This window comes from Seramator thermalis (genome assembly GCF_004138125.1).
GTDB lineage: Bacteria > Bacteroidota > Bacteroidia > Bacteroidales > Dysgonomonadaceae > Seramator > Seramator thermalis.
Genome location: NZ_RXHS01000001.1, coordinates 268,584 through 293,548, shown reverse-complemented (window position 1 = coordinate 293,548; position 24,965 = coordinate 268,584). Strand labels below are relative to the sequence as shown.

At 42.0% G+C, this 24,965-nt stretch carries 18 protein-coding genes and 1 pseudogene; 12 read left to right on the top strand and 7 right to left on the bottom strand.

What is annotated here, in order from left to right:
• Positions 1–490: 490 nt before the first annotated feature.
• Positions 491–1,755: pseudogene (locus EJN84_RS01310) on the bottom strand (IS1380 family transposase).
• Between the two features lie 424 nt (positions 1,756–2,179).
• Here EJN84_RS01310 and EJN84_RS01305 point away from each other — a divergent pair.
• The 6 genes from EJN84_RS01305 to EJN84_RS12210 all read left to right on the top strand — a co-directional run bounded on the left by EJN84_RS01305 (position 2,180) and on the right by EJN84_RS12210 (position 10,630).
• Complete coding sequence (locus tag EJN84_RS01305; protein ID WP_238943887.1) at positions 2,180–2,959, top strand: ADP-ribosylglycohydrolase family protein; 780 nt, start codon at positions 2,180–2,182, stop codon at positions 2,957–2,959.
• Between the two features lie 222 nt (positions 2,960–3,181).
• On the top strand, positions 3,182–3,817 hold the full coding sequence (locus EJN84_RS01300) for an alpha/beta hydrolase (protein WP_394343069.1): 636 nt from the start codon (positions 3,182–3,184) through the stop codon (positions 3,815–3,817).
• Between the two features lie 558 nt (positions 3,818–4,375).
• Positions 4,376–5,596 carry an exonuclease SbcCD subunit D C-terminal domain-containing protein gene (locus EJN84_RS01295; protein ID WP_129593731.1) on the top strand — a complete coding sequence of 407 codons (1,221 nt, stop codon included), beginning with the start codon at positions 4,376–4,378 and terminating at the stop codon, positions 5,594–5,596.
• Entirely contained in the window at positions 5,593–8,874 is a 3,282-nt protein-coding gene (locus EJN84_RS01290) for an AAA family ATPase (RefSeq protein WP_129593730.1), read from the top strand. Before EJN84_RS01295 ends, EJN84_RS01290 begins: the two co-directional genes overlap by 4 nt.
• Positions 8,875–9,161: 287 nt before the next feature.
• Positions 9,162–10,275, top strand: a protein-coding gene (gene prfB / locus EJN84_RS01285) for a peptide chain release factor 2 (RefSeq protein WP_129593729.1) whose coding sequence is annotated in 2 segments (ribosomal slippage) — positions 9,162–9,224 and positions 9,226–10,275 — 1,113 coding nt in all. Because the reading frame shifts where the segments join, the coding sequence is not laid out codon by codon here.
• A gap of 190 nt (positions 10,276–10,465) precedes the next feature.
• Positions 10,466–10,630, top strand: coding sequence for a hypothetical protein (locus tag EJN84_RS12210; RefSeq protein WP_165003996.1), 165 nt, complete (start codon positions 10,466–10,468; stop codon positions 10,628–10,630).
• A gap of 185 nt (positions 10,631–10,815) precedes the next feature.
• Here EJN84_RS12210 and EJN84_RS01280 read toward each other — a convergent pair whose 3' ends face one another.
• Complete coding sequence (locus EJN84_RS01280; protein ID WP_129593728.1) at positions 10,816–11,616, bottom strand: TIGR02757 family protein; 801 nt, start codon at positions 11,614–11,616, stop codon at positions 10,816–10,818.
• A gap of 103 nt (positions 11,617–11,719) precedes the next feature.
• Between EJN84_RS01280 and EJN84_RS01275 the strand changes: the two genes are divergently transcribed.
• On the top strand, positions 11,720–13,978 hold the full coding sequence (locus EJN84_RS01275) for a trypsin-like serine protease (protein ID WP_129593727.1): 2,259 nt from the start codon (positions 11,720–11,722) through the stop codon (positions 13,976–13,978).
• 5 nt (positions 13,979–13,983) lie between these two features.
• Here EJN84_RS01275 and EJN84_RS01270 read toward each other — a convergent pair whose 3' ends face one another.
• From EJN84_RS01270 to EJN84_RS01250, 5 genes are all read right to left on the bottom strand, one after another.
• Positions 13,984–15,672 (bottom strand): lytic transglycosylase domain-containing protein, encoded by a 1,689-nt coding sequence (locus tag EJN84_RS01270; protein ID WP_129593726.1) that lies wholly within the window; start codon positions 15,670–15,672, stop codon positions 13,984–13,986.
• A gap of 38 nt (positions 15,673–15,710) precedes the next feature.
• Positions 15,711–16,430, bottom strand: a complete 720-nt coding sequence (locus EJN84_RS01265; RefSeq protein WP_129593725.1) for a DUF5683 domain-containing protein — start codon at positions 16,428–16,430, stop codon at positions 15,711–15,713.
• A gap of 4 nt (positions 16,431–16,434) precedes the next feature.
• Positions 16,435–17,346, bottom strand: a complete 912-nt coding sequence (locus EJN84_RS01260) for a ParB/RepB/Spo0J family partition protein (protein WP_101486726.1) — start codon at positions 17,344–17,346, stop codon at positions 16,435–16,437.
• Between the two features lie 33 nt (positions 17,347–17,379).
• Positions 17,380–18,144: a ParA family protein gene (locus EJN84_RS01255; RefSeq protein ID WP_129593724.1), complete on the bottom strand. Its 765-nt coding sequence runs from the start codon at positions 18,142–18,144 to the stop codon at positions 17,380–17,382.
• Positions 18,145–18,253: 109 nt separating this feature from the next.
• Positions 18,254–19,585: a KamA family radical SAM protein gene (locus EJN84_RS01250; protein ID WP_238943886.1), complete on the bottom strand. Its 1,332-nt coding sequence runs from the start codon at positions 19,583–19,585 to the stop codon at positions 18,254–18,256.
• 426 nt (positions 19,586–20,011) lie between these two features.
• Between EJN84_RS01250 and EJN84_RS01245 the strand changes: the two genes are divergently transcribed.
• The 5 genes from EJN84_RS01245 to EJN84_RS01225 all read left to right on the top strand — a co-directional run bounded on the left by EJN84_RS01245 (position 20,012) and on the right by EJN84_RS01225 (position 24,959).
• Positions 20,012–20,632, top strand: a complete 621-nt coding sequence (locus EJN84_RS01245) for a GNAT family N-acetyltransferase (RefSeq protein WP_101486723.1) — start codon at positions 20,012–20,014, stop codon at positions 20,630–20,632.
• A 66-nt stretch (positions 20,633–20,698) separates the two neighbouring features.
• Entirely contained in the window at positions 20,699–21,889 is a 1,191-nt protein-coding gene (gene argG / locus EJN84_RS01240) for an argininosuccinate synthase (protein WP_129593723.1), read from the top strand.
• Positions 21,882–22,856 carry an N-acetyl-gamma-glutamyl-phosphate reductase gene (argC, locus tag EJN84_RS01235; RefSeq protein ID WP_129593722.1) on the top strand — a complete coding sequence of 325 codons (975 nt, stop codon included), beginning with the start codon at positions 21,882–21,884 and terminating at the stop codon, positions 22,854–22,856. Before argG ends, argC begins: the two co-directional genes overlap by 8 nt.
• A gap of 25 nt (positions 22,857–22,881) precedes the next feature.
• A complete protein-coding gene (locus tag EJN84_RS01230; RefSeq protein WP_129593721.1) occupies positions 22,882–24,006 on the top strand; it encodes an aspartate aminotransferase family protein in 1,125 nt (374 codons plus the stop codon).
• Positions 24,003–24,959 carry an N-acetylornithine carbamoyltransferase gene (locus EJN84_RS01225; protein ID WP_129593720.1) on the top strand — a complete coding sequence of 319 codons (957 nt, stop codon included), beginning with the start codon at positions 24,003–24,005 and terminating at the stop codon, positions 24,957–24,959. Before EJN84_RS01230 ends, EJN84_RS01225 begins: the two co-directional genes overlap by 4 nt.
• Positions 24,960–24,965: the final 6 nt, after the last annotated feature.

Genomic DNA, 24,965 nt, shown 5'->3' with positions numbered 1-24,965 from the left:
ATTCACAAGCGAAGGAAACAAATGAAAGCTGCAATTCTACTGTAAAAAACAAAAACGATAAAATGTCCGGCCAAAGCAAGGCAGACCGAAACGAAGTGGGTCTGTTCATAATAAGCGGCAGAGTTCACCGATTTTTATTTTTGTATTTCGGAAGAAAAGTCTTTGCAACTTTACGAAAGAGATGTTGGTAATCGTCAACTAACTATAATTCCGGCCGGTATAATACGCCGGAAATAGCACATCGGATTGACAAAAAATATTCCCTAAAATCCGCAAGCAAAAAAATTAGAGAGGTCGTTTGGGTTGATTTCATCTTGTTTCTTCATTTTTTCATTCAATCCGATATAAACGCCTTGGCTTTTGAGCAAAGTAAGTAAAAAAATTATAGAAAAATTGAGCGACATTGCGCTATTTTTCATGTCAAGACATACCTCCCCCTGTCAGGTTTCCCAAGAGAGTTTTAATATACTGTTAATCAGGTAAATTGCAATTAATCGTACGGGCGGTCGGTGTAAAGCCGGAGCTTCCATTGACGACTCTGTCTGATCCATTTTCCGGCGACACAAATGAATTTGAATATAAAGCGTTTCATTCCTGATACGATAGAAATATCCGTAAATACGTCTGATACCTTTTTAATGATGTGGTTGTAGAAGTTTTTCATCATAGCTGTCAGAATCAGAAAAACTGTATTGCTATTCATTTCTGATGTGGGAAGGCGTCCCCGGCCAAAGTCGTTGTTTTGGATATCGAATACCTTTTCACTCGCCCCACGCATATTGTAATATTCGATAACCTCTTTTTCACTTGACGCATGATCATTGGTCAAAATGGAGCGATAAATAAAGCTATCTCCTGTAAACAGGTCTAACCGGGCATCATCTGACTGTTCCCGCATGACCACCAATCGATAATTTCGATCCTCAAAAAACCGGCGGAATGGAATTAAGGCTACTTCGTATGATTTATAATTGATTTCAACTTTTTCCCAATCGCTTATTTGGCATATCTGCTCAAACATACTTTCGGATTTGTTTGCCCGGATGTAGAATAGCTTACTGTGCCCGGAAACCGTATCAATAATATCTTTTGCATACGAACCGGCGTCCATGCGGGAACGATTAATCATTATCCCATTCTCTTCAATCAACTCATAAGCTCTTTCAAGTGTTTCATTCTGTGAGATCTTCACAGATTGGCGTTACCGTCACGGTTTTCAATGTACACGATCTTGTCGTTTATCGTGGCAACTCCCGGGAAGTAACCTGTCGTATGTTTATAGGTTCTTTTGGCGTCATATTTCTCATGCGCTATGATCTGATTGTCGTAATCAAAATCATACATTTTGCCCTTTGCTAGCTGTTTAGTCAATAGCAATGACTTGATGTTCAAATCATTCATCTTTTTATTGAAGTTGAATTGGTACTCTTTCCCACTTGAAGAGGTGATTGTTGTATTTTCGGTGGCCAACTCTTTTATCGCGCGAAGCAAGGTGTCCGGGCTGTCTACACGGTTGCCCGGTATATCTTCAAGGGTGGAACGTAAATGTTCCTGTACATCTTCTGCAACTTCACCGCCACAAAAGAACACCTCAAACCGGGTTCTAAAGAGCTCTCCGTATTGATAACCGGTCATGTTTCCGGTGCCGAGATGATTGTCAATAAGATCCGATAGACCGGATTTGTTAAATTCTTCATGAATAAAAGAAATTCCGGCAAATGGTGTGATTGTTTGAGAAACTTTTTGTAATTTCATCCTTCTGTAAGTTTTTCTTTTTTTTTGTTTGGTATCATAAAAACAGGTGAAATCTTACACATGGCAAAGCGTTTGATAAAATATTTCTTATCAGCGCTTTGCTTACTTAAAGGCGAAACTGGTTTGCGGATTTAAGGATTATCATAATCTCTGCACTGCCCGGCAGCATTGTTTGTCGCCTTATCTTAAGGGGACAGTTAGCTTTGGATTCCATCGGTAAATCGATAAATCATTGAATCGGTAATTTATCGAAGCTGAAATTGTGGCCGGCTGACGGTATTGAAAATGTGAATTAAAAATCACGAACGATTGGATGAAATATAATTTGTATATTTGGAGATATTTTATGACAAGATGAATAAAATTCGGATAGTTGAAATATCCGACGAACGTTGAGATACAAAATATTAAATTTCATTACGATATGAAAAACACGATTATTGGTGCTATTGCTGGAGATCTAATCGGTTCGATTTATGAATTTCACAATATCAGGACAGTCGATTTTCCTTCGTTCGACGAAAAATGTGATTTTACGGATGACTCGGTATTAACTATCGCTTTGGCTGATTGTATTTTACATCACAAGGATTTTGGCAAAAATATATGGGAATATGCAAAAAAATATCCCAACAGAGGTTATGGTGGAGGATTTATGCAATGGATTATCAGAGGGGATTTGAAGCCTTACGGTAGTTTCGGCAACGGATCGGCAATGCGTGTGAGTCCGGTTGGTTTTGCATATAACGATATCGATCCCGTTTTGTGTGTCGCAAGACAATCGGCTGAGGTTACAACAATCATCCAGAAGGAATTAAAGGAGCTCAAGCAATTGCGTCTGCCATTTTTTTATGCTCGCACCGGAAAAAGTAAAGCGTTTATCAAGGAATACATCTCCACAGCATTTGGTTACGACTTAAACAATACTGTTGAAAATTTGCGGAAAACCAATCAATTTGATGAAACCTGCCAGGGATCTGTACCACAAGCTGTAATTGTTTTTTTGGAAAGCACTGATTTCGAAAATGCCATTCGTTTAGCTATTTTGATTGGAGGCGACAGCGATACAATTGCCTGCATGACCGGCGGCATTGCAGCTGCATTTTATCGCGAAATTTCCGAAGAAATCATCCGGTTTGTTTCAAATAAATTGCCGACTGAGTTCAATGATTTGATAAAGGAATTTGATGAGAAATTCAGTTAAATTTTTTTTTCACAAACATCCAAAATAGAATGAAGGAAAAACTTGCAATCATCTTTTTGACAATGAGCCTGTCATTGACGGCAATGGCTCAAAAAAACGGTTTATCAAACCCAAACCGATATCTCGTACTATTCGGAACAGTTGCGGAAATCAAACGCATACATTAACGAGCGTTGCAAACTGGATATTTATTATCCGACAAATAAAAAAAATTTCGCAACTGTGGTATGGTTTCACGGTGGCGGACTGACCAGGGGAAACAAAGAAATTCCCGAAGCCTTGAAGAATAACGATTTTTGCGTGATTGGCGTGAATTATCGGCTTGCCCCGAGAGCCAAAGCTCCCGAATACATTGAAGATGCAGCAGAAGCAGTGGCTTGGGTTTTCCGGCACATCTCACAATTTGGAGGCGATACGACCAAAATATTTGTTTCGGGACATTCGGCCGGAGGTTACCTGACCTTGATGATTGGTCTGGACAAGCATTATCTGGCGAAATCCGGAATAGATGCCAACCGCATTGCGGGACTGATTCCGTTAAGCGGTCAGACGATTACTCATTTCACCATTCGCAACGAGCGCGGCATCAAGGATACGCAGCCACAGATAGATTCCCTTGCTCCGCTATGGCACGTGAGGGCAGATGCTCCGCCACTTTTGCTCATCACCGGCGACCGTGAGCAAGAAATGTTGGGCCGCTACGAAGAGAATGCCTATCTTGCTCGGATGATGAAACTAGTGGGCCATCAGCAAACCCAGTTGCTCGAACTGCAAGGTTACGGCCACGACATGACTTATCCGGCATTCCCGTTGGTTGTTCGCGAAGTCAAAAGGCTTTCTGTGAAGCAACATGAATGATTTGCGTTAAATATTGTATAGTGTGCCAATGTAAATAATTTGCTCGTGTGATGATATTCAAGAAAATTTGCGGGAATCAGCAGAAGAAATCTGCGTAAATCACCGAGAAAAATATACACCCGATACATAAAACGACCTATTTGTCAACCGCACTTACCGACTTGCCCACCGAAATATGATATCTTTGTGATTATAAATTCGGATGACTTATGCAGATTCCGCTGAACCGATTTGAGCAATATATAGACGAACCCATACTGAAACGTAGTTTTTAGTACTTCAAAAAAGGACATGTACACGAAACCGAAGAGATAATTCCCAGTGTGTACGAAGTCATTGTAGAAGGCATGGAAGATTATACAGGGTTATGAAAATAAAAAACATAACCCGAACCGTTTCAACGGTTTTAAACAACAAACGAACGAAGAAAATAAAATTATTGAACAAAATGGATGAATCCATTGAAACAATTTCATTAACCATCTAAGCCCACGATTTAAATCGTGGGTTATGAAAGAACGATAATAAAAACGGAATTTGAACGATATTGGTAAAACTATGAAACTATTACATACCTCCGATTGGCATTTAGGACGGACGCTTTATTCCAAAAAAGAACGACAGGAAGAGCATACGGCATTTTTAGCATGGTTGCTCGGAACGATTCAGGAAAATTCGATAGACCTGCTGATCATCGCAGGTGATGTATTCGACACGGCATCGCCGAGCAGTACGGCTCAAAAAATGTATTACGACTTTCTGATCAATGTGCGGAAAGCGGGTTGCGAAAATGTGATTGTAGTGGGTGGCAACCACGATTCGCCAAGTTTCCTGAATGCGCCCAAAGACATTTTGGCCGCACTGAACGTTACGGTCATTGGCAATGCGACAGAAAATCCGGAAGATGAAATGATTGTCGTTACGGACAGGAATGGGAATCCTCTGGCCATTGTTTGTGCAGTCCCATTCTTGCGGGAACGGGATATCAGCCGTTTTACGGAAGGGGAGAATTATTCCGATCGTTCGAGACGAATCAACGAAAACATAAAAAAACACTATGAAGCAATTGCTCAACTTGCTGAAAACAAACGGAAAGAATTGGGTGTCGCCGTTCCGATTATAGCAACGGGACATTTGCCTGTTGCAGGAGGAAAAAGAAACGACGACGATGGCGTGCGCGAAACCTACATTGGGAATATCGAAGCGGTTGGCAACGACATTTTTCCCGATACATTCGATTACGTTGCACTTGGACATTATCACATCCCGTCTGTCATCAAAGACCACATTCGCTTTTGCGGATCGCCGATTCCGATGGGTTTTGGTGAAGTGGGACAAAAAAAGCAGGTGTATCTTGTTGAATTCAATGAAAGGAGAAGCATTGAAACCATTGAAATTCCTGTTTTTCAGAGATTGGAATCCATCGTAGGCGACAAAAAATTCATCGCCCAACGTTTGTCGGAATTGAAAAAAACCGGTGACTCTGTTTGGGCAGAAGTGATTTACACCGGGAATGAAATTTTTCCCGATTTATCTTCGTGGGTGAACGAACAGATCGCCGATTCCAACATTGAAGTGCTCAAACTTCAGAACCGCCAATATTTGAATGAAGTTTTGACACAAGCTGATGCAGCAGATTCGTTGGACGAACTCAACGAAATGGAAGTCTTCGACAGGCTGTTGGAAAAAAACAATATCCCCGACGAGCAAAAAACAGAACTGAAAGCATTGTATAAAGAGATTATTGACGGTTTGCATTTACAGAACATGGTCTTATGAAAATTTTGAAACTCAAATTCAAGAACATCAATTCGCTGTCAGGTGAAAATGAAATTGATTTTACACAATCGGTTTTCACAAACGAAGGACTTTTTGCCATTACCGGAAAGACAGGTGCGGGTAAGAGTTCTATCCTGGATGCCATTTCGCTCGCTTTGTACGGTAAAACGCCGCGTGTGGAAATTTCGGGCAACGAAAATGCCGTGATGACAAGAGGCGAGAAAGATTGCTATTCGGAAATTATTTTTGAAGTAGCCGGTAAAACATGGAAATCGAGCTGGAAACAGGAGCGAACCAGAACAGGAAATCTAAAGCCGGTGGTTCGTCAGATTTCTGATTCCAACAACAAAATCATAGCCGACCAATTGCGTGCTTGCGATACAAGAATTGTGGAAATCCTTGGGTTGACCTTCGATCAATTTACTAAAGTGATATTGCTTGCGCAAGGCAGTTTCGCTGCTTTTTTGGAAGCGAATAAGAATGACAAGGGAGAACTTTTGGAACAAATAACAGGAACCGAAATCTATGGAGAGATTTCGAAAAAGGTTTTTGAACGAAGCAAAGCAGAAAAAGAACAATTGGATAGGGTTTTACTCGAACTCGAAGCCATCAAAATTCTTTCGGAGGAAGAAATTAAAAACCTGAACGATGAGATTGCCGCACTTGAAAATGAAAAAACACAGCTGGACGAAGAGTTGCAGAAAATAGAGCATGCGAAGAAATGGCTTTCGGATTTGGACAGTTTGCAAAAGCAAATCGATGAAACGAAACGAAAGTTGCCTGAATTGGAAGTAAAAACTATAACGACCAAAGAAGCGTTTGATGCTTTGGAAAGGGCTTTAAAGGCTCTGAAAGAGGAACAGAAAGAACTCGAACCGCTTTTTAAAAAGGTCAGAGAGCTCGATACCAAAATTTCGGAGAAAGAAAAATTGTTGCATCCCATTTTGACAGCCATTTCGGATTTGGAGAAAAAGCTGCATGAATTATCGCAAACACTCGAAACGCAACACTCGAATTTGGGAAAAGCAGAAAAATTGTTGGAAGCAAAACGCAAATGGGCGAGTGAACATCAGAAATATGAAGAATTGGTTTCAACCTATGCGGCGATTGAAAATGAATATCGACAATTAATCTCTTCCTTCAAAGAAATCGAAAATCTGAACGCTGAAATAACCAATTTACAGAAGGATTTAAAGTCGAAAGAAGCTGCACTTCAACAGGCAGCAAAAGTTTTCACAGAAAAAGAAAAGGATTTGGCAGCAAAAACGCAGGAACTTGAAACCGGGAAGAGGGAATATGCATCAATATTGGACGGGAAGGAGCTATCCTTGCTTCAATCAGAAAAAGAAAACATTTCTGGTCTGTATAATCAAATCAAAAATCTGATTCAGGTAGAGCAGGCAATTGCTGCCAATCAAAAAGAAATAGAAGACTTTGCAGGAAAAATAAGACAACTCGATTCGTTCATTCAGGAACTTTCCGAAAAGATTGAAACCGATAAAATAACCATCGACCATCTGGATCGTCAAATCAACTTGCTGGACGAAAATATCAAACTGACAAAGACCATTCAAAGTTTTGATGAACTCCGGCAAACACTGAAAGACGGAGAGGAATGTCCGCTTTGTGGAGCCTTGGAGCACCCGTTTGCTCGGGGAAATGTTCCGCAGATGGGAGAAAAGGAAATTGAATTGGCAACGTTAAAAAGGCAGTGGCAAGAGATCTCGAAGACAGTTCAACAAAACGAAAAAAATCTTGCAACATACAATTCGGATAGAGACAACGCTTTGAAAAACAGAGCAAAAGAAGAAAAATATCTATCGGACAATTTAGAAAAACAAAAGGAAATACTCGCTGAAATAAAAAGCATACAGACTGACTTCACGATTCCTGTTGGAGAAAATAAAATAGAGGAACTGAATGAAATGCTGGCACGGAAACAAGCCGAACTTAAACAAATTACTGCCATCATCGAACGAGCAGTAAATTGCGAAAGACAACTGGTAAACCTCCGAGACAAAGAAATTCCTGCTTTGCAAAGAGAAAAAGAGGCGGCTGAAAGATTAAAAAATGAAGCCGAAACCGCTCAAAAGTTAGCCGAACAACAATTGAACGACAAACAAGAATTAGCAGCCACTGCAAAGGATAAATATGAAAAGGAAAGAGCATCTTTGCGGGTCAAACTCCAAGACTATGGCGTTGAAAACATGGAGGGACTAAAAAGATGCCTCGAGGCCTGGAACGAGAATAAAAAACAAATCGAAGAATTAACGAACCTAACTACCACACTAAAAAGCAGCATCGCGTTAAATCGAAAAGAGTTAGAGAACCTGGAAAAATCGCTTACCGAGAAGCAAAACGATAAGCTGAGCATCGAAACAGAAAAGCAATTACTCTCGGCGCAACGGAAAGAAATCTTCGGGGAAAAATCGGTTGAGGAAGAAGAAAATCTGCTGAAGCGAAGGATTGAAGCCGCTGAAGCCGCAAGAGTAAAAACCGAAAAAGAGAAGAATGAAGCAAATACCGAATTTGAGAAAAACAAGGCGATCGTAACCGATAAAGAAAAAGAGTGGACAGAAAAACAGGCACAGAACATTACGGAAGAATCGTACGAAGAACTTCAAACTGCGGGAGAAGAAAAGAAAAAGCAGGCCGAAGAGATGTCTCAAAAAATTGGAGCGAACAAGCAAACCTTACGGTCCAATGCCGAAAATCGGAAAGCCAGTCTTGATAAACTAAAAGAGAAGGAACGACAACAGGCGATTTTCAATAAATGGGCAAAATTGAATGAGCTGATTGGTTCCGGTGACGGAAAAAAATACCGCAACTTTGCTCAAGCATTGACTTTCGAACATTTAATCAGTTTGTCGAACAGACAATTGCAAAAGATGTCTGACCGCTATCTGCTGAAACGTTCAGGCGACAGTACCAATCCATTCGAGTTATCGATCATCGACAAATTCCAAAACAGTGAAGAACGAACGGCGCAAAATCTGTCGGGAGGAGAAAAGTTTATTGTTTCGCTGTCGCTTGCTCTCGGTTTGGCCAATATGGCCGGTAAAAATATGCGCATCGACACCATGTTTATCGACGAAGGCTTTGGAACACTCGATTCCGACTATCTCGACGTAGCACTCAATGCCTTATCGAATTTGCAAAGTGAAGGAAAAATCATTGGCATTATTTCTCATTTGACTGAGCTAAAAGAACGAATTTCAACGCACATCGAAGTCGTACCTCTGGGCAACGGACATTCACGAATTCAGATAACGAATTGAATTTCATTGACAGACGAAATCAGGGAAAACAAAAGCACAGGTAAATTCCTGCGTCAGCGGGAGAATACAAATTACAAATTATCTGCGAAAATCCGCGAGAAAAAATCTGCGTTCACCTGTGAGAAACATTCCTAAAAAATCCGTTTCGCGACAAATCTACGCTCATAAATTCTTTCATCAATGAATCAGTAAATCCATAATTCATCAAATCATTAATCCATCAACCTGTGTGCCGATTGGAAATAATCATGTAAATTTGCAGCCTCAAACCGAAACAGAAACAGATTATGATAACAGCAGACCAACTAAAAGAAGTGTTGGAGCGCGAGCAAGCGCTGAGGGGGTATCTTTGACATTGATACAAAGATCATTCAACTCGAAGAGGAGGAACTGAGAACGCAATCGCCCGATTTTTGGAGCGATTCCAAAGCGGCTGATGCTCAAATGAAAGTGGTGCGCGAACTGAAAGGCTGGATACGAGACTACAACGAAGTGAAATCGGCTACGGATGAGTTGCAACTTGCCTACGATTTTGTGAAGGATGGTGTCGTTACGGAGGAAGAAGTCGATGCGGCATACCGCAAGGCCATTGATTTGATAGAAAATCTCGAACTCAAAAATATGCTTCGCAAGGAAGAGGACAAGCTCGGAGCGGTGCTAAAAATCAACGCAGGGGCGGGCGGTACTGAAAGTCAAGATTGGGCGTCGATGCTGTTCAGAATGTATCAGCGATGGTGCGAAAGCAAAAATTACAAAACCACCGTTACCAACTGGCAGGATGGTGACGATGCCGGCATCAAGACGGCCACGCTGCAAATTGAAGGCGAGATGGCTTATGGCTTTTTGAAGAGCGAGAACGGAGTTCATCGCCTGGTGCGAGTTTCGCCTTATAATGCTCAGGGCAAACGTATGACATCCTTTGCTTCGGTTTTCGTTGTGCCGTTGGTGGACGACACTATCGAAATTGAAGTGAATCCGGCGAATTTGAGTTGGGACACTTTCCGTTCGTCGGGAGCCGGGGGACAAAATGTGAACAAGGTGGAAACCGGTGTTCGACTACACTACATGTATAAAGATCCGGATACGGGCGAGGAGCAGGAAATCGTGATCGAAAATACTGAAAGTCGTTCGCAATTGGGCAATCGCGAAAATGCCTTGCGCTTGTTGCGCTCGCAACTCTATGAGATTGAGCTCGAAAAACGTCGTGCCGCTCAGGCTGAAATCGAAGCCGGGAAAAAGAAAATAGAGTGGGGATCGCAAATCCGCAGCTACGTTTTCGACGATCGGCGCGTAAAAGACCATCGCACCAATTATCAGACATCGGACGTTACAGGTGTGATGGATGGCGATATCGATGGTTTTATTAAGGCATACCTGATGGAATACGGCGGTGAAAGTTAATTTCGCCGCCATATCGTTGTGTTATGACGGAAAAAAACGGATTTCGATAGATATTCAAAGGTCATCGAGCCTTGCTCCCAATGTCATTCGTTAAGATTATGCCATAATAAATTTACCTTCTTATTTTTTAACATGAAACAAAAAATTATCTTTTTTCTTCTGTTATTGGGCTTTTCAATATCCGGCATCAATGCCCAGTTCCGTTTTGTTGACCGTCGTTACGGTGATAGAAGCTTTGATGAGTTACGATGAAGTTACGACTTATAATGATTTCGGGAGTTTTACCGAGCTTGAAACCAATCCGACAGGTGTTGGCGATTATGCTCACAGGTTTGGCTGCAACACTTGCCGTTGACATTTGGGCTATCGTGGATGCAACCAGAGTTGCCAAAGTCAATAACATGTATATTCAAGACTTATGAAAAAATACAAGTCAGGTTAAAATCAATCTCATGCCGTTTGTGGAATCGAATAATTATTTGGGTGAACATCATTTCTTCCGCCGGATTGTCCTTGAACGTTACGTTTTAACGGATTACTTTAACCGAATTGCGGAGAGGCTTTATAGCCGTTTTTTTGATCGACTGAAAGCCCGAAAAGGGTAAAGTCATATTTCACGGGATCATTCGGATCGAGGCTGCGAAGGTTTTCGGTAAGTTCGACAGCGGTTTTCCAGTCGGTTTGTTTTCGGGTAATCAGTCCCAGTTGGCGCGCCGTCCGATCTACATGAACATCGATCGGGCAGATCAGTGCATGTTGCGGAATGCGTTTCCAAAGTCCGAAATCTACACCTTTGTCATCATTACGCACCATCCATCGCAAAAACATGTTCAATCGTTTGCAGGTGGAATTGCGGGCGGGAGTTGCAATGTGCTTGCGGGTGCGCTTCGGCGCATCCGGATGATCGAAAAACTTTTTTTCGAATTGGGTCAGCGAATTTTCTATCGAAATAAAAAGCCCATCCGTCAGAAACGCATCCTCTAAACTGTCGTAAAGCTGATAGTGGCGATGAAGAAAATCGACAAAATAAAGTAAATCCGTATCGTTGAAAGTACGATGTTTGAATCCGACAAGAGGTTTCAGTTCTCCTGGATCGTTCTTCATGATGAATGAATAGGGCGAATTGTTCATCCTCTCTGCCAGTTCCGAACATTTTTGTAAGATGGTTTTTCGTTGTCCCCAAGCGAGTGTGGCTGCAAAGAATCCCATGATTTCGATATCGTGTTTATCGGAATATCGATGCGGAATGGAGATTGGATCGTTTGGAATAAAGGTCGGTGAGTTGTAGATATCGACCTGTTCGTCTAAAAAATGTTTTAGCTGGAAATCGGGAACACTCATTGTTGCGTTGGGAATTTTACAATGCAAAAATAATCTATATTCTTAAAAACATCTTACATTTGCAAAACGGTATGAAGTATTATTTCATCGTAAACGGCAAACTATGACTTTCAGCTATCAATTTTCCCCAAGAATCGGAAAACTATTTTTTCTGTTTTTTTCTATTTTCGCAACAGCAACGATCAGTGCACAAATTAGTCATGGCGGGAGTCCGCTTCCATTGAATGCCGGTGAAAGAGCGTTGACCATTAAAAGGGAAATGTTTGTGGAGATGCCGTCTTTCGACGTAGCCGAAGAGTTGCGGTTGAGCGAAAATGAAGCCCAATTCAAAAGCTTATATTTTGCGCACAAGTTTTTTGTCCATCTTCGTCCCGATAATTCCGGAGTCAGATTTACAAACGCTGACGGCACAAATGTTTGGTGTGTCGGCATTCGTTCGCGAGGCGCTTATTCGATAAATATCCTTTTTTCGAAATTTCATTTGTCCAAAGGAGCAAAAGTTTTTGTGTATAATGCCGATCAAACGCAGATTTTAGGTTCCTATACCGACGAAAATAATACGGAACATAATTTGCTGCCGGTGCAACCCATTGGTGGTGAAGAATTGATTGTGGAGCTACAGGAGCCGGAAAATTCGGTAAGCGAAATAGAGGTAGGCGAAGTGAATCACGATTTTCTCGGACTTTTCCGTGCAGGAACCGAACCTCGTGATCCGTCGCAAAGTTGTCACCCCAATCTCGTATGCTATCCGGAAGATACACAGGCAGGAAGTGGAGTAGTGGAACTGATTATCAATGGCAATACCTATTGCACCGGTGCACTTGTTAACAATACGGCTCAGGATGGAACTCCTTATTTGCTCACGGCTACTCATTGTTTGAACAGAGATTACAATACTTCGTTTTTAGCCGACAGAGAATATGATGTTGTTGCGGGTAGCATTGTTGCATTTTTTCGTTACGAATCGCCTGTATGTGATGCAACTATTCGGGGCAATACGCAAATGACACTGGCCGGTGCTGACTCCGTCCTTATTAGTGAAAAGCACGATATTTCGCTTTTGCGGTTTTTGCAAATGCCACCCAGAGAATATCAACCCTATTATTTGGGCTGGAACGTTAGTTCGGCACCATCGGCTCCTTTTCATGGAATTCATCACCCGAATGGGGGTATAAAAAAAATAGCTGTTGAAAACGATGCGCTTACGATTGCTTCTTTTGGAACTTCAGCTCCCTATAACATGGAGCCAAATTCGCATTGGAATGTCGCATCATGGGACGTGGCATCCACGGAACCCGGATCTTCAGGATCGCCGTTGGTGGACAAAGATAAACGGTTGGTAGGAACGCTCAGTGGCGGATTATCTGAATGTTCCTCTCCGAAAGGGCCCGATCAATATGCTTCGCTTAATAAATTTTGGAATGTGGAAGGATCGATCGATAATCCGAATTCCATAAAATATTATCTCGACCCCGTCAATTCCGGGTCTCAGCAGTTAAATGGGTTTAATCCTTACGAAAATGCGCCGATGACACGCGAAAATAATTTTGATACCGATGAGACAATCACCCAAACTACGTATAATAATACGATCAATCTTTTTCAGACCAATACTTCACTTGGATACTCGGAGTTTGCCGAACAATTTTATTCCAAAAGCGAAGTTCAAATTGACGGAGTGTTTATATCGACTCCGGCGATAAGAAATATTGCAGGGATGGATGTTCGGATTAAGGTTTATTCGGGGAGTGAGCATCCGGAGATTTTGTTAGCAGATCAAAAGTTTAATTATTCGTTTCCATATTATTCGGGAGGATCTTACCTATCCGGAAACAGAGATATGAATACTACCGTAGAGAATTATATCCGATTTGTGTCACCCATAACAGTCTCCGGTAAATTTTTTATTTCTTATAGCGATGCCAACGGAACGACGCCGGGATTTTGTGTATTGAATACCGAGCCTCGCAGCACCGGGTCGGGACTTAGCCCTACTGCTTGGATGAAGAACTCTACGGGCTGGGCTCTTTCGTCCGAAAACATATACAATCCGGTGAATACTTCATTGTTGATTTCGCCCTATGTCGTAGGACGCGGATTGGAAGGTGAAGAACAGCTGTCTCAATCATTTGAACTGAATGTTACTTATAATCGCGAAGTTCAACGAATTTTTGTCGAATCGAATCAGGAAATTGTTTCGTGGGAGATATTTTATGTTACGGGTCAAAAAATATTTGCCCAACAAATCGACAAGAGTGTTAATCTTGCATCGTATTCCGCTTCTCATCTTGCCAAAGGCGTTTATGTGGTTAAGGTGGAAACCACCAATGGAAGTGGAATACGAAAAGTATTGGTACGATAGATATCTTAATTCGTTTGTTCGCTGTCTAATATGGGTTGATCGGTATTTTCATCCAAACTTTGTTGTGATGCTGAGGAATTCCCTATTTGATCTTTCAGATAATTGGAAATGATGCTGCTCTCGGTCTTGCCGGGCGCTGAATATGATTCGCCGTTGGTTTGTGTATTCGACGGAGTTTTTACAGTCTTTTTTTGGACAATCAAATTTTTTCCGATCGATAACTTAGTAGAATTCAGTCCATTCCATGCCTTTAGTTGAGACACTGTAACATTATTTTTCTGTGCTATACCACTCAGTGTATCACCTTTTCTTACGCGATAGTATTGGTTGACGGAGCGGCTTTCGGCCGGATGTTGTTCGTTGTCGGTTTGTGCAAGTAAAGTTTGACTTTCTTCCGGCGAAGATTTGGGCGTTTCTATTTTGCGTTTGTTCACGATAAGTCTTTTTCCAGCCGTAATTCGGCTCGATTTGAGGTTGTTCCACGATTTCAGCTGACTGACGGTAACCCCGTTTCGTTGTGCGATTTTCGATAAATTATCTCCGCGTCGTACTTTATAATACACATAAGTTCCATCTGAAGATGTGGGAATATTATAGTTATTACTGATGTAGCGGTCGGTGCTAAGACGGTGTGTTAAAAATTCGGATCGTCGGTAATTTGTTATGCTGTCTTTTTGATCGATAAAAGCTATCATTTTTTTTGTCGGCAAATTGAGTGCGTAAGATTTGTAATTGCCGGGAATAATATCTCGTTTGAATTGAGGATTGAGTCGGCGAAGTTCGGTTAAAGGAATATCGAGTATGTCCGATATTTGTTGCAGGTGGATTTCTTCACTCACATGAACAGTATCCAAAGCAACATAATCATTGATGCGAACCGGGCAAATATTATGATCGGTATAGTAGTTCATAATGTAGTTCGCTGCAATAAATGCGGGAACATATCCACGAGTTTCGCGAGGAAGATGGAAATAGATTTCCCAGTAATCACGTTTTCCGCCACTGCGGGCAATGGCCTTATTTACGTTACCCGGTCCGCAATTGTATGCAGCAATTACCAGATTCCAATCCTGATAGATGGTATATAAATCTTTGAGATAGCGGGCGGCGGCTTCGGAGGATTTGATGGGATCGCGGCGTTCGTCCACCAAACTGTTAATTTCGAGTCCGTAACCTTTTCCTGTTTTGAGCATGAATTGCCAAAGTCCTGTAGCGCCTACTCTTGAAACGGCAACAGGATTGAGTGCCGACTCGATGACCGGAAGATATTTCAATTCGAGAGGAAGTCCGTATTTGTCGAGCATTTGTTCGAACATTGGAAAATAATAATCTCCCAGCGCCAGCATGTACGCCACCTGGCTGCGTTTACGGTCGGCATACATATCGATATACGATCGCACTACATGATTGTATGACAGTTCCATGAACGATGGCATGTTATGAAGGCGCTGAATGTAAATGCTGTCATTAAAAACAACATTGGACCCTTGTTGACAATCGTTTTGGAAAGAAGAGAAGTCGATTTGCCAATCGTGCAGTAAATCGCTGAGGTCTTTGTTCATGCTTTCGGGGACAACAATCGATTTGTCGACAATGGTATCTTTGGCCTGCTTTGTTGTTTGAGCAGATATCGGTTGCATAGCCAATGAGCAGGCAACAATCGATGAAAGGATCAGTTTATGAGAAGCTTCCATAGTTTTGCAAAAAAAGTGAGGGCACAGCTGCCCCTTTGTTAATTGAAATTAAAAGTACAACTGATGCCAAAGGCATCTTTCGAAAACGAATAATCCCTCTGAATAACGGAAGGTTGTAACCGCATGGTCAGATCGGGACTAATATCAAAATCAAATAATTGAGCATCGACGTAAGCATCTACGATACTTAATCCATACAATGCCACCGTGCCAATAATACTAAGATCGCGATAGCGGCGATAATAATCCTTGCGACGCTTCAGTACACTTTTTAACCACTCTCTGTCAACCGTTTCGGGATCTTGGCCATACCTCAGGAATTTTTGCCAGCTATTGGTATTCGGATCATCGTCCGCAATATCTTTGTAGCCATTAAAATAATCCTGATAGTACCGATTATTCCACGAAATGGCGTAGGCAAATCCTACGAACCCACCGTAAAGAATCGGCAATTTCCAGTATTTTCGATTATATACTTGTCCCATCCCCGGAAAGATAGCCGCCATGATGACTGCTTTGGTAGGATCGGGTTTAAATTCTTCCGGAATAAGAATGCGCGTGGTGTCGATTTGCTGCTCGGCCGCAATGATGCTGTCCGTTTTATACTGAATTACGTCGGTGCGAACCTTTTGCGAAATAGTATCTTGCAAAGGCGTTAGCTTGGCAGTATCTTTTTTTTGAGGTGTGGAGTTCACTTGTGCCTGAAGTTGTATCGACACAAGAATGCCCATGAAAAGGATAATCCTCCACTTTTTCATGCGATTATCTTTTGTTAAGTTGATCGAAAATGCCGATGATACGCTCCAACTCGTCTGTTGAAGTAAACGGGATGGTGATTTTGCCTTTTCCCAGTTTATTGCAGCTGAATTTTACGCTGGTTTTAAAATAAGCCGACAAATGTTTTTCCAAAACATCAAAATCGTCAGAATAATTGCTTTTCGATTTGGATGATTTTCCGTCTTTTTTGCTCTGCTTCGGATGAAGGATTTCGTCGAGATCCCTTCCCTCCGAAATATCTTTAGCTATACTTTCGACATTTCTCACCGATAAATCTTCCTGAAGGATAAGATTATATATTGCCAATTGCGAAACCGGATCGTTAATCGTAAGCAAGGCACGGGCGTGTCCCATATCGATTTTTTTGTCCTTTACGCCCATTTGCACTTCGGCCGGCAGTTTGAGAAGACGAAGATAATTGGCAATGGTTGCCCTTTTTTTACCGACACGTTCGCTCAACTGTTCCTGAGTGAGTGAAAATGTTTCGATCAGATTTTGATAAGCCAATGCGATTTCGATGGAGTTGAGATCTTCACGTTGAATATTTTCGACAAGAGCCATTTCCATCAAATCGTCATCTTCGGCTGTTTTAATGTAGGCGGGAATGCTTGTCAGTCCTGCGATTTGCGAAGCGCGAAATCTGCGTTCACCTGCGATGATTTGATAAGTGTCGTCATCTATTTTGCGAAGAGTAATAGGCTGTATGACGCCAATTTTGCGGATGGATGTTGCCAGTTCTTCCAGCGCTTCTTCGTCGAAAACGCGACGTGGTTGATCGGGATTGGGCGTTATTTTCGAAAGTTCAACCTCGTTGATGGAGGATGTGCCTTGCGTTTCGGTATCCTCCATAGTGATGAGCGCATCCAGTCCTCTTCCTAAAGCATTTTTTTTAGACATTCTTCTACGTTTTCGTTCGATGTAGAGGCAAAGTTACGAATTTTTTTCAATAAGTTCTTTGGCCAATTGCATATAGTTGTAAGCTCCCCGCGAAGCGGCATCATACATCAATGCCGGCTGAGCATGACTTTGAGACTCACTTAGAGTAATGTTTCGCTGTATGACCGAATTGAAAACCAGTTCCTGAAAATGGTGTTTCACCTCTTCGTACACCTGGTTGTGCAGGCGCAGTCGTGAGTCGTACATGGTGAAAACGAATCCTTCTATTTCCAACTTGGTATTCAATTTCGATTTGATGATTTTAATCGTGTTTAGAAGTTTGCTCAATCCTTCGAGCGCAAAATATTCGCATTGCACAGGAATAATTACGGAATCGGCAGCAGTAAGTGCATTGACCGTGATGATGCCCAATGAAGGTGAACAGTCAATTAGAATATAGTCGTAATTGTCTTTGAGCGGATGTAGCAAATCACGCAGTCGTTTCTCGCGATTGTCCATCTGCACCATTTCGAGTTCGGCTCCTACAAGATTGATGTGCGAAGAAATAATGTCGATGTTGTCGAACGGTGTTTTCAATACAATGTCCGAAGGGCTTACTTTTCCAATAAGCCCTTCATATATGGTGTTTTTAATGTTTTTGATATCGATGCCCAATCCCGATGAGGCATTGGCTTGGGGATCGGCATCGACCACGAGAACCTTTTTATCGAGTGCAGCGAGTGAAGCTGCGAGATTGATGGCGGTAGTGGTTTTTCCGACTCCTCCTTTTTGATTTGCAAGTGCAATTATTTTGCCCATATTCACCTTTCAATTAGCCGGCAAAATAAACAATAAATCATTTAATATGGTGTTAATATTTTGAAACAATCCGATTTTTGTTGAAAAATCATCTTAAGGCCGGTTGGAGTCATTCCCATAAAAAATCCGAATCGCTCTCCTTTTTTGTCATCAGCTCGTTAGTCTCGAAAAAAAAATTTTCTTCGCCGAATGCGGGTTTGAGTTGGTCAAACCATGTGGCTTTCGGATCGTAAGCTGCAAAGAAAGGAATATCTACAAATTGCGGATTGCGACATTGAAGAAATCGTAGAACAAAAACTTTTTCGCCTTTTACTTCCGTTATTCCGAGAATCTGGATTTTTCCGGGAGTAGCACTCATGCTTGGCCCTCTTACCGTACGGCAAATTCCGCTTACACTCGAATAAGCCTTTCGGAAGATATCCCACGCTTTTTCGAGTGGCAATTCGAAAAATGCTTTAGCTCCTGTGTCACGTGCTACAAACATATAATAAGGAATAAGTCCGAGTGCAACTTGTTCGCGCCACATGTTTGCCCATATCTTGGCGTCGTCGTTGATGTTTTTCAGAAGCGGTGATTGCGTTCTGATTTGAGTCCCCGTATTTCTAATACGCTGTATCGCCAATTTTACGGCTTCGGTGGACAATTCGACCGGATGATTGAAATGCGCTTGAAAAGCGAGATGTTTCCCGGCTTTGTTGACTTTTTCGAACAATCTGAGCAAATCGTCCGCATCCTTATCTGTGAGGAAGCGGTATGGCCAGTATGATAGCGTTTTAGATCCGATACGTATGTTGCGGATATGCGAAAATTCTTTTGAGAGAAGTGGTTCGATGTAAGCACTGAGTATTTTGGCATTCACCGTGAGTGGATCGCCACCGGTAAACAAGATATCCGTAACTTTGGGATGCTTCAATAAGTATTTATGTAATAAATCCGCTTCCTTCATCGCAAATTTTAATTCGTTGATACCCGAAAATTGTGTCCATCGGAAACAGAAAGAACAATAGGCATGACACGTTTGTCCTTGACTTGGAAAGAATAAAACCGTTTCTCGATATTTATGTTGTATTCCATGCAATTTGTTTCCTTCCATAACCGGCACATTATGCTCCTGACCAGCCGGATTCGGATTCAGACTCATACGTATTTCGTATATCTTTTTTTCGAGTTTTTCGTTGTCAGCCTTGTCCAGCAGTTTTAACACTTCCTTGTAGGTGGCATTCGTAAGCATGCCTTTTCGAGGGAATGTAAGTGTAAACATGGGATCTTCCGGAACGTTGTTCCAGTCAATCAATTCATCTACCACATAGTTGTTCGATTTGAAAGGCAAAACGTGTCCCACAACCTCTATTGCTTCCAAAGACGATTCGGATAACTTTTTGAGTTGGGGTATTTCTTTGTAATTATGCAATGTATAAGCATGATACTTCATTTCTTTCATAAACTTCTCTATTTTCAATTTGATTCCAAAACTTATTAATAATATGGATAGGGGAGATAATAGGGTCAAAAAAATCTGGTTACCAAAATCTCATTGAACAAATATACAATCATTTCATTTTAAAATTATTAATTGGGTTTTTATACTTTGTTAAATATTATAAATCAATGTTAGGTCTGTCATTATTTTATTTTTCATGCATATTTCCTATCAAAAAAATAGAATATTAAAAATTTTATGATTACTTTTGTAGCATCAATGAATGAGTTTTATACACATATCATCTTCGTAAGTGCATCGGGTCTTGTCCGACGATGCCGTTAACTCTATTTATAAGCGATGAAGCTTATAAATACAAAACCTATCATTGCCTTACGGCAAAAAATAATCCTCCTCTTAGAAAAGTATTATATTATTGATTGTTAAATGAATGTAGAAATTCATGTGGCAAATAGCAGCCACACAGGTTATGCACAGGAAATATGCGATCTTGTTTACGAATCGGCACAGGCTCGGGGCACCGGTATTGCTAAACGCAGTCCTGAATATATTGCCGAAAAAATGATCGCGGGCAAAGCCGTTATCGCGCTTGATGGCGATAAGGTGGTAGGTTTCGCCTATATCGAAACATGGGGGCACGAGCGGTTTGTAGCCAACTCGGGACTGATTGTACATCCTGATTATCGAAATCGGGGATTGGCCAAGCAAATCAAACATAAAATATTCGAGCTTTCGCGAAAGCTTTATCCCAAATCGAAGATTTTCAGCATCACCACCGGCCTTGCCGTGATGAAAATGAATACAGAACTCGGATTTCGACCTGTTCCTTTTTCGGAGTTGACCGACGATATGGAGTTTTGGAAAGGATGTCAGGGATGTCGAAATTTTGATATTCTGGAACGCAATAATTATCGCATGTGCCTATGTACGGGATTGCTGTATGATCCGGCTGAGAAAAAACCGGCACCTCAACCAAGCGGTTTTGCCAAAAAAGTGGTGAAACCGGTAGTGAAGAAAAAGAATCCGAATAAAATGTTTAAAAAATAATGCTGCGCGTTGCTTAACATTTCCGATTTACGAAATATGACCGGCGTAGCCCAAAAAACAAACAAGATGAAACAAAAGGTAGTTTTAGCATTTAGCGGCGGCCTCGACACATCGTTTTGTGTGCCGTACCTGAAAGACGAAAAGGGATTGGAAGTTCACACCGTTTTTGTGAACACAGGCGGTTTCTCGGACGAAGAGGCCAAGCATATCGAAGAACGTGCCTTTCAGTTAGGTGCTGCAACACACACGTGTGTGAATGCCGTGGAGGATTATTACAATCGCGGAATCAAATATTTGATATTTGGGAATGTTCTAAAGAATAATACTTACCCATTGTCTGTAAGTTCCGAGCGATTCTTTCAGGCGTTGGCCGTGCTCGATGAGGTTAAAAAAATTGGAGCCGATTTTGTTGCTCATGGCAGCACGGGAGCCGGTAACGATCAGGTGCGTTTCGATCTGGTTTTCGAAGTGCTTGCTCCGCAGGTGAAAATCATCGCGCCCATTCGCGAATTGGCCTGGTCGCGTCAGCAGGAAATCGATTATTTGCACAATAAGGGATTTGATTTTTCGTGGGAAAAATCGAAATATTCCATCAATCAGGGATTGTGGGGAACCAGTGTGGGTGGTGTAGAAACCCTCAAATCGAATGGGACAATTCCTGAAGAGGCTTATCCTTCGCAAGTTACCGATTTTGGAGTAGAACGTATTACGATTCGTTTCGAAAAAGGCGAACCGGTGGCACTCAATGGCGAAAAAATGACCCCAATCGAGTTCATTCACAAATTACACCGGACAGCGTCCAAATTCGGTATCGGACGCGATGTTCACGTAGGTGATACGATCATTGGGATGAAGGGACGCGTAGTTTTCGAAGCTCCTGCACCACTGATCATTGTCAAGGCTCATCATTTGCTCGAAAAACATGTGCTCACCAAGCAACAACTCTACTGGAAAGATCAATTGGCAACCTGGTATGGACAGCTCATGCACGAAGCTCAATATCTTGAACCGGTAATGCGCAATATCGAAGGATTTCTTGATGACACTCAAAAATACGTTACCGGTGATGTAGATGTGGAATTGCGGCCTTATCATTTTGCCGTTTTGGGTTGCACTTCGGATTATGATTTGATGAATTCGAAATTTGGAGAGTACGGCGAAATCAATAAATCTCTCTCGGGACAAGATATTGTAGGATTTACAAAAGTGATTGCCAATCCGCTAAAAATATATTACAATATCCATCAAAATGATTAAAGCAAGCATTGTCGGAGGAACCGGTTACACGGCAGGTGAATTGTTGCGTATTTTGCTGCATCATCCCGAAGTGAAAATAGAATCGGTTGTCAGTTCTTCATCGGCAGGAAAGCCTGTAACAGATGTGCATCGCGATTTGTATGGCGAAACCGACCTTGTATTCACCGATCAAATCGGAAATCCCGATGTCGTTTTTCTTTGCCTCGGGCATGGTATGTCGCGTCCGTTTCTTGACGAAAATCGCCTCCCTTCATCGTGTAGAATCATCGATTTGGGAAATGACTTCCGAAATGATCCTGTTTACGGAGATCGCACATTTGTTTTCGGGCTTTGCGAATTAAATAAGAATCTCATTCGCGAGGCGAAATTCATTGCCAATCCCGGATGTTTTGCAACATCTATTTTGCTGACATTGATACCATTGGCTTCGAAAAAGTTGTTGACGGACGAAATTCACGTTCACGCCATCACCGGATCGACAGGAGCCGGCAAAAAACCCGGAGAAACTACTCATTTCAGTTATCGCGACAATAATATTTCGGTATATAAAGCTTTTCGTCATCAACACTTGGACGAAATTCGAAACACATTGGCGAGCGCCGGGAATGACTCTCTTCCTCAAATTAATTTTGTGCCGATGCGTGGTGATTATACGCGAGGAATTTTTGCGAGCGTTTATACCAAATGGGAGGGGATAATGAGTGAGACGGAAACGATCGATTTTTACAAACAATTTTACGCGGGGTCACCATTTGTTTTTGTGTCGGACGAGCCTGTTTCGTTGAAAGAAGTGGTGAATACGAACAAGGGGTTGTTGCACATTGAATTTCACAACGGATATATTCACATCACATCCATCATCGATAATTTGCTCAAAGGAGCATCGGGGCAAGCGGTGCAGAACATGAATCTGATGTTTGGGCTCGATGAGGCAACCGGATTAAAATTGAAGGGGAGTGCCTTTTGATAAAAACGGAATAAAACAAAATGAAATGAATTTATTTGAGGTTTACAGTTTGTGGAATATTGAGCCGGTAAAGGCTGAAGGATGCAAACTTTGGGATAAAAACGGCACGGAATATCTCGATTTTTATGGCGGACACGCCGTAATATCCATCGGACATTCGCATCCCGAATATGTGAAAGCAATCGAGAGACAGGTCGAGAATCTGGGATTTTACTCCAATTCTGTGCAGAATTTGCTTCAAAAAAAAGTTGCCGAAAAGTTAGGCGAACTTAGCGGATATTCCGATTATTCGCTCTTTTTGTGCAATTCGGGAGCCGAAGCCAACGAAAATGCCTTAAAACTGGCATCGTTTCATACAGGCAGGAAACGTGTGGTTGCGATGAAGAAAGCCTTTCACGGACGTACATCAGGAGCCGTTGCGGTTACCGACGATCCTTCCATTCAATCGCCTTTCAATACAGGGCATGAAGTTACTTTCGTTGCCTTGAACGATGCGGAAGGCATAGAAAATGAATTGGCAAAAGGTGATGTGGCTGCCGTCATCATCGAAGGTATTCAGGGTGTTGCCGGAATTTTCGTTCCCGATACCGAATTTTTGCAGTGTGTGCAGGCAGCTTGCGAAAAATACGGATCGGTGCTTATCCTCGATGAAATTCAATCGGGATACGGACGTACCGGAAAGTTCTTTGCTCATCAGTTTGCCGGCATCAGGCCCGATCTCATTACCACGGCCAAGGGGATGGGAAACGGTTTTCCGATCGGCGGAGTGTTGATTTCGCCGAAATTCGAAGCCAAAAAAGGGATGTTGGGTACAACTTTCGGCGGAAATCATCTGGCTTGTTCGGCTGCAATAGCCGTGCTCGACACCATGAAAAAGGAATCGCTGATGAAGAATGCCGAAGAAATGGGCCGTTATCTGCAAAGCGAACTTTCCACATGTTCCGGAATCAAAGAAATTCGTGGCTGTGGATTGATGATCGGTGTGGAAATGAAACCCGAATATGCCGGCGTTCGGGACAAATTGTTATTCGAAAGCCATATTTTTACCGGCAGTTCTAAAAATAATGTGATTCGACTACTTCCTCCGCTGAGCGTTTCGAAAAAAGAAATTGATATTTTAATTCACGAATTCAAAAAACATACGTCATGAGGCATTTTACCTGCGTTAAAGACATTGGCGACCTGAAACTGGCGCTCGAAAAAGCAAAATATGTCAAGGAAAATCCGTTTGCCGATCAGGCTTTAGGCAAAAATAAAACCTTACTGATGATTTTCTTCAATTCAAGTCTCCGAACACGTTTGAGTACCCAAAAAGCAGGACTGAACCTGGGCATGAACGTAATCGTTCTCGACATCAATCAGGGTGCATGGAAGCTCGAAACGGAGCGTGGCGTGATCATGGATGGCGACAAAACCGAACACATTCTCGAAGCCATTCCCGTGATGGGAAGTTACTGCGATATTATCGGCGTTCGCTCTTTCGCTCAATTTCAGAGCAAAGAAGATGATTACAATGAGGTCATTCTCAATCAGTTTATCGAATATTCCGGGCGACCGGTTTTCAGTATGGAGGCGGCTACACGACATCCACTGCAAAGCTTTGCCGACTTGATTACCATCGAAGAGTATAAAAAAACGCCTCGCCCGAAAGTGGTGCTTACGTGGGCCCCTCATCCTAAACCGCTGCCTCAAGCCGTGGCAAACTCATTTTGCGAATGGATAAATGCTACCGATTACGAATTTGTTATCACCCATCCCGAAGGATACGAACTCGACGAAAAATTTGTCGGCAATGCCAAAGTGGAATATGATCGCGAAAAAGCTTACAAAGATGCCGATTTCATTTATGCGAAAAATTGGTCGGCTTATCGCGACCCGAACTATGGCAAGGTAATCAATAAGGATATGTCGTGGACGGTAGATGCAAAAAAAATGGCGTTGACCAACAATGCTTATTTCATGCACTGTTTGCCGGTTCGACGTAACATGATCGTAACGGACGAAGTGATTGAAAGTCCCCAATCTATCGTGATTCCAGAAGCTGCCAATCGTGAGGTATCGGCTCAGGTAGTATTAAAAGAAATTCTTCTCGGATTGCAATAACATAAA

Excerpts from the sequence above, each read along its gene's own strand:
- argG (WP_129593723.1), top strand. The coding sequence starts at position 20,699 with ATGAAACAAAAGGTAGTTTTAGCATTTAGCGGCGGCCTCGACACATCG.
- EJN84_RS01225 (WP_129593720.1), top strand. The coding sequence starts at position 24,003 with ATGAGGCATTTTACCTGCGTTAAAGACATTGGCGACCTGAAACTGGCG.
- EJN84_RS01230 (WP_129593721.1), top strand. The coding sequence starts at position 22,882 with ATGAATTTATTTGAGGTTTACAGTTTGTGGAATATTGAGCCGGTAAAG.
- EJN84_RS12210 (WP_165003996.1), top strand. The coding sequence starts at position 10,466 with ATGCCCAGTTCCGTTTTGTTGACCGTCGTTACGGTGATAGAAGCTTTG.
- EJN84_RS01290 (WP_129593730.1), top strand. The coding sequence starts at position 5,593 with ATGAAAATTTTGAAACTCAAATTCAAGAACATCAATTCGCTGTCAGGT.
- EJN84_RS01255 (WP_129593724.1), bottom strand. The coding sequence starts at position 18,144 with ATGGGCAAAATAATTGCACTTGCAAATCAAAAAGGAGGAGTCGGAAAA.
- EJN84_RS01270 (WP_129593726.1), bottom strand. The coding sequence starts at position 15,672 with ATGGAAGCTTCTCATAAACTGATCCTTTCATCGATTGTTGCCTGCTCA.
- EJN84_RS01250 (WP_238943886.1), bottom strand. The coding sequence starts at position 19,585 with ATGAAAGAAATGAAGTATCATGCTTATACATTGCATAATTACAAAGAA.
- EJN84_RS01305 (WP_238943887.1), top strand. The coding sequence starts at position 2,180 with ATGAAAAACACGATTATTGGTGCTATTGCTGGAGATCTAATCGGTTCG.
- argC (WP_129593722.1), top strand. The coding sequence starts at position 21,882 with ATGATTAAAGCAAGCATTGTCGGAGGAACCGGTTACACGGCAGGTGAA.
- EJN84_RS01275 (WP_129593727.1), top strand. The coding sequence starts at position 11,720 with ATGACTTTCAGCTATCAATTTTCCCCAAGAATCGGAAAACTATTTTTT.
- EJN84_RS01295 (WP_129593731.1), top strand. The coding sequence starts at position 4,376 with ATGAAACTATTACATACCTCCGATTGGCATTTAGGACGGACGCTTTAT.
- EJN84_RS01260 (WP_101486726.1), bottom strand. The coding sequence starts at position 17,346 with ATGTCTAAAAAAAATGCTTTAGGAAGAGGACTGGATGCGCTCATCACT.
- EJN84_RS01280 (WP_129593728.1), bottom strand. The coding sequence starts at position 11,616 with ATGAGTGTTCCCGATTTCCAGCTAAAACATTTTTTAGACGAACAGGTC.
- EJN84_RS01245 (WP_101486723.1), top strand. The coding sequence starts at position 20,012 with ATGAATGTAGAAATTCATGTGGCAAATAGCAGCCACACAGGTTATGCA.
- EJN84_RS01265 (WP_129593725.1), bottom strand. The coding sequence starts at position 16,430 with ATGAAAAAGTGGAGGATTATCCTTTTCATGGGCATTCTTGTGTCGATA.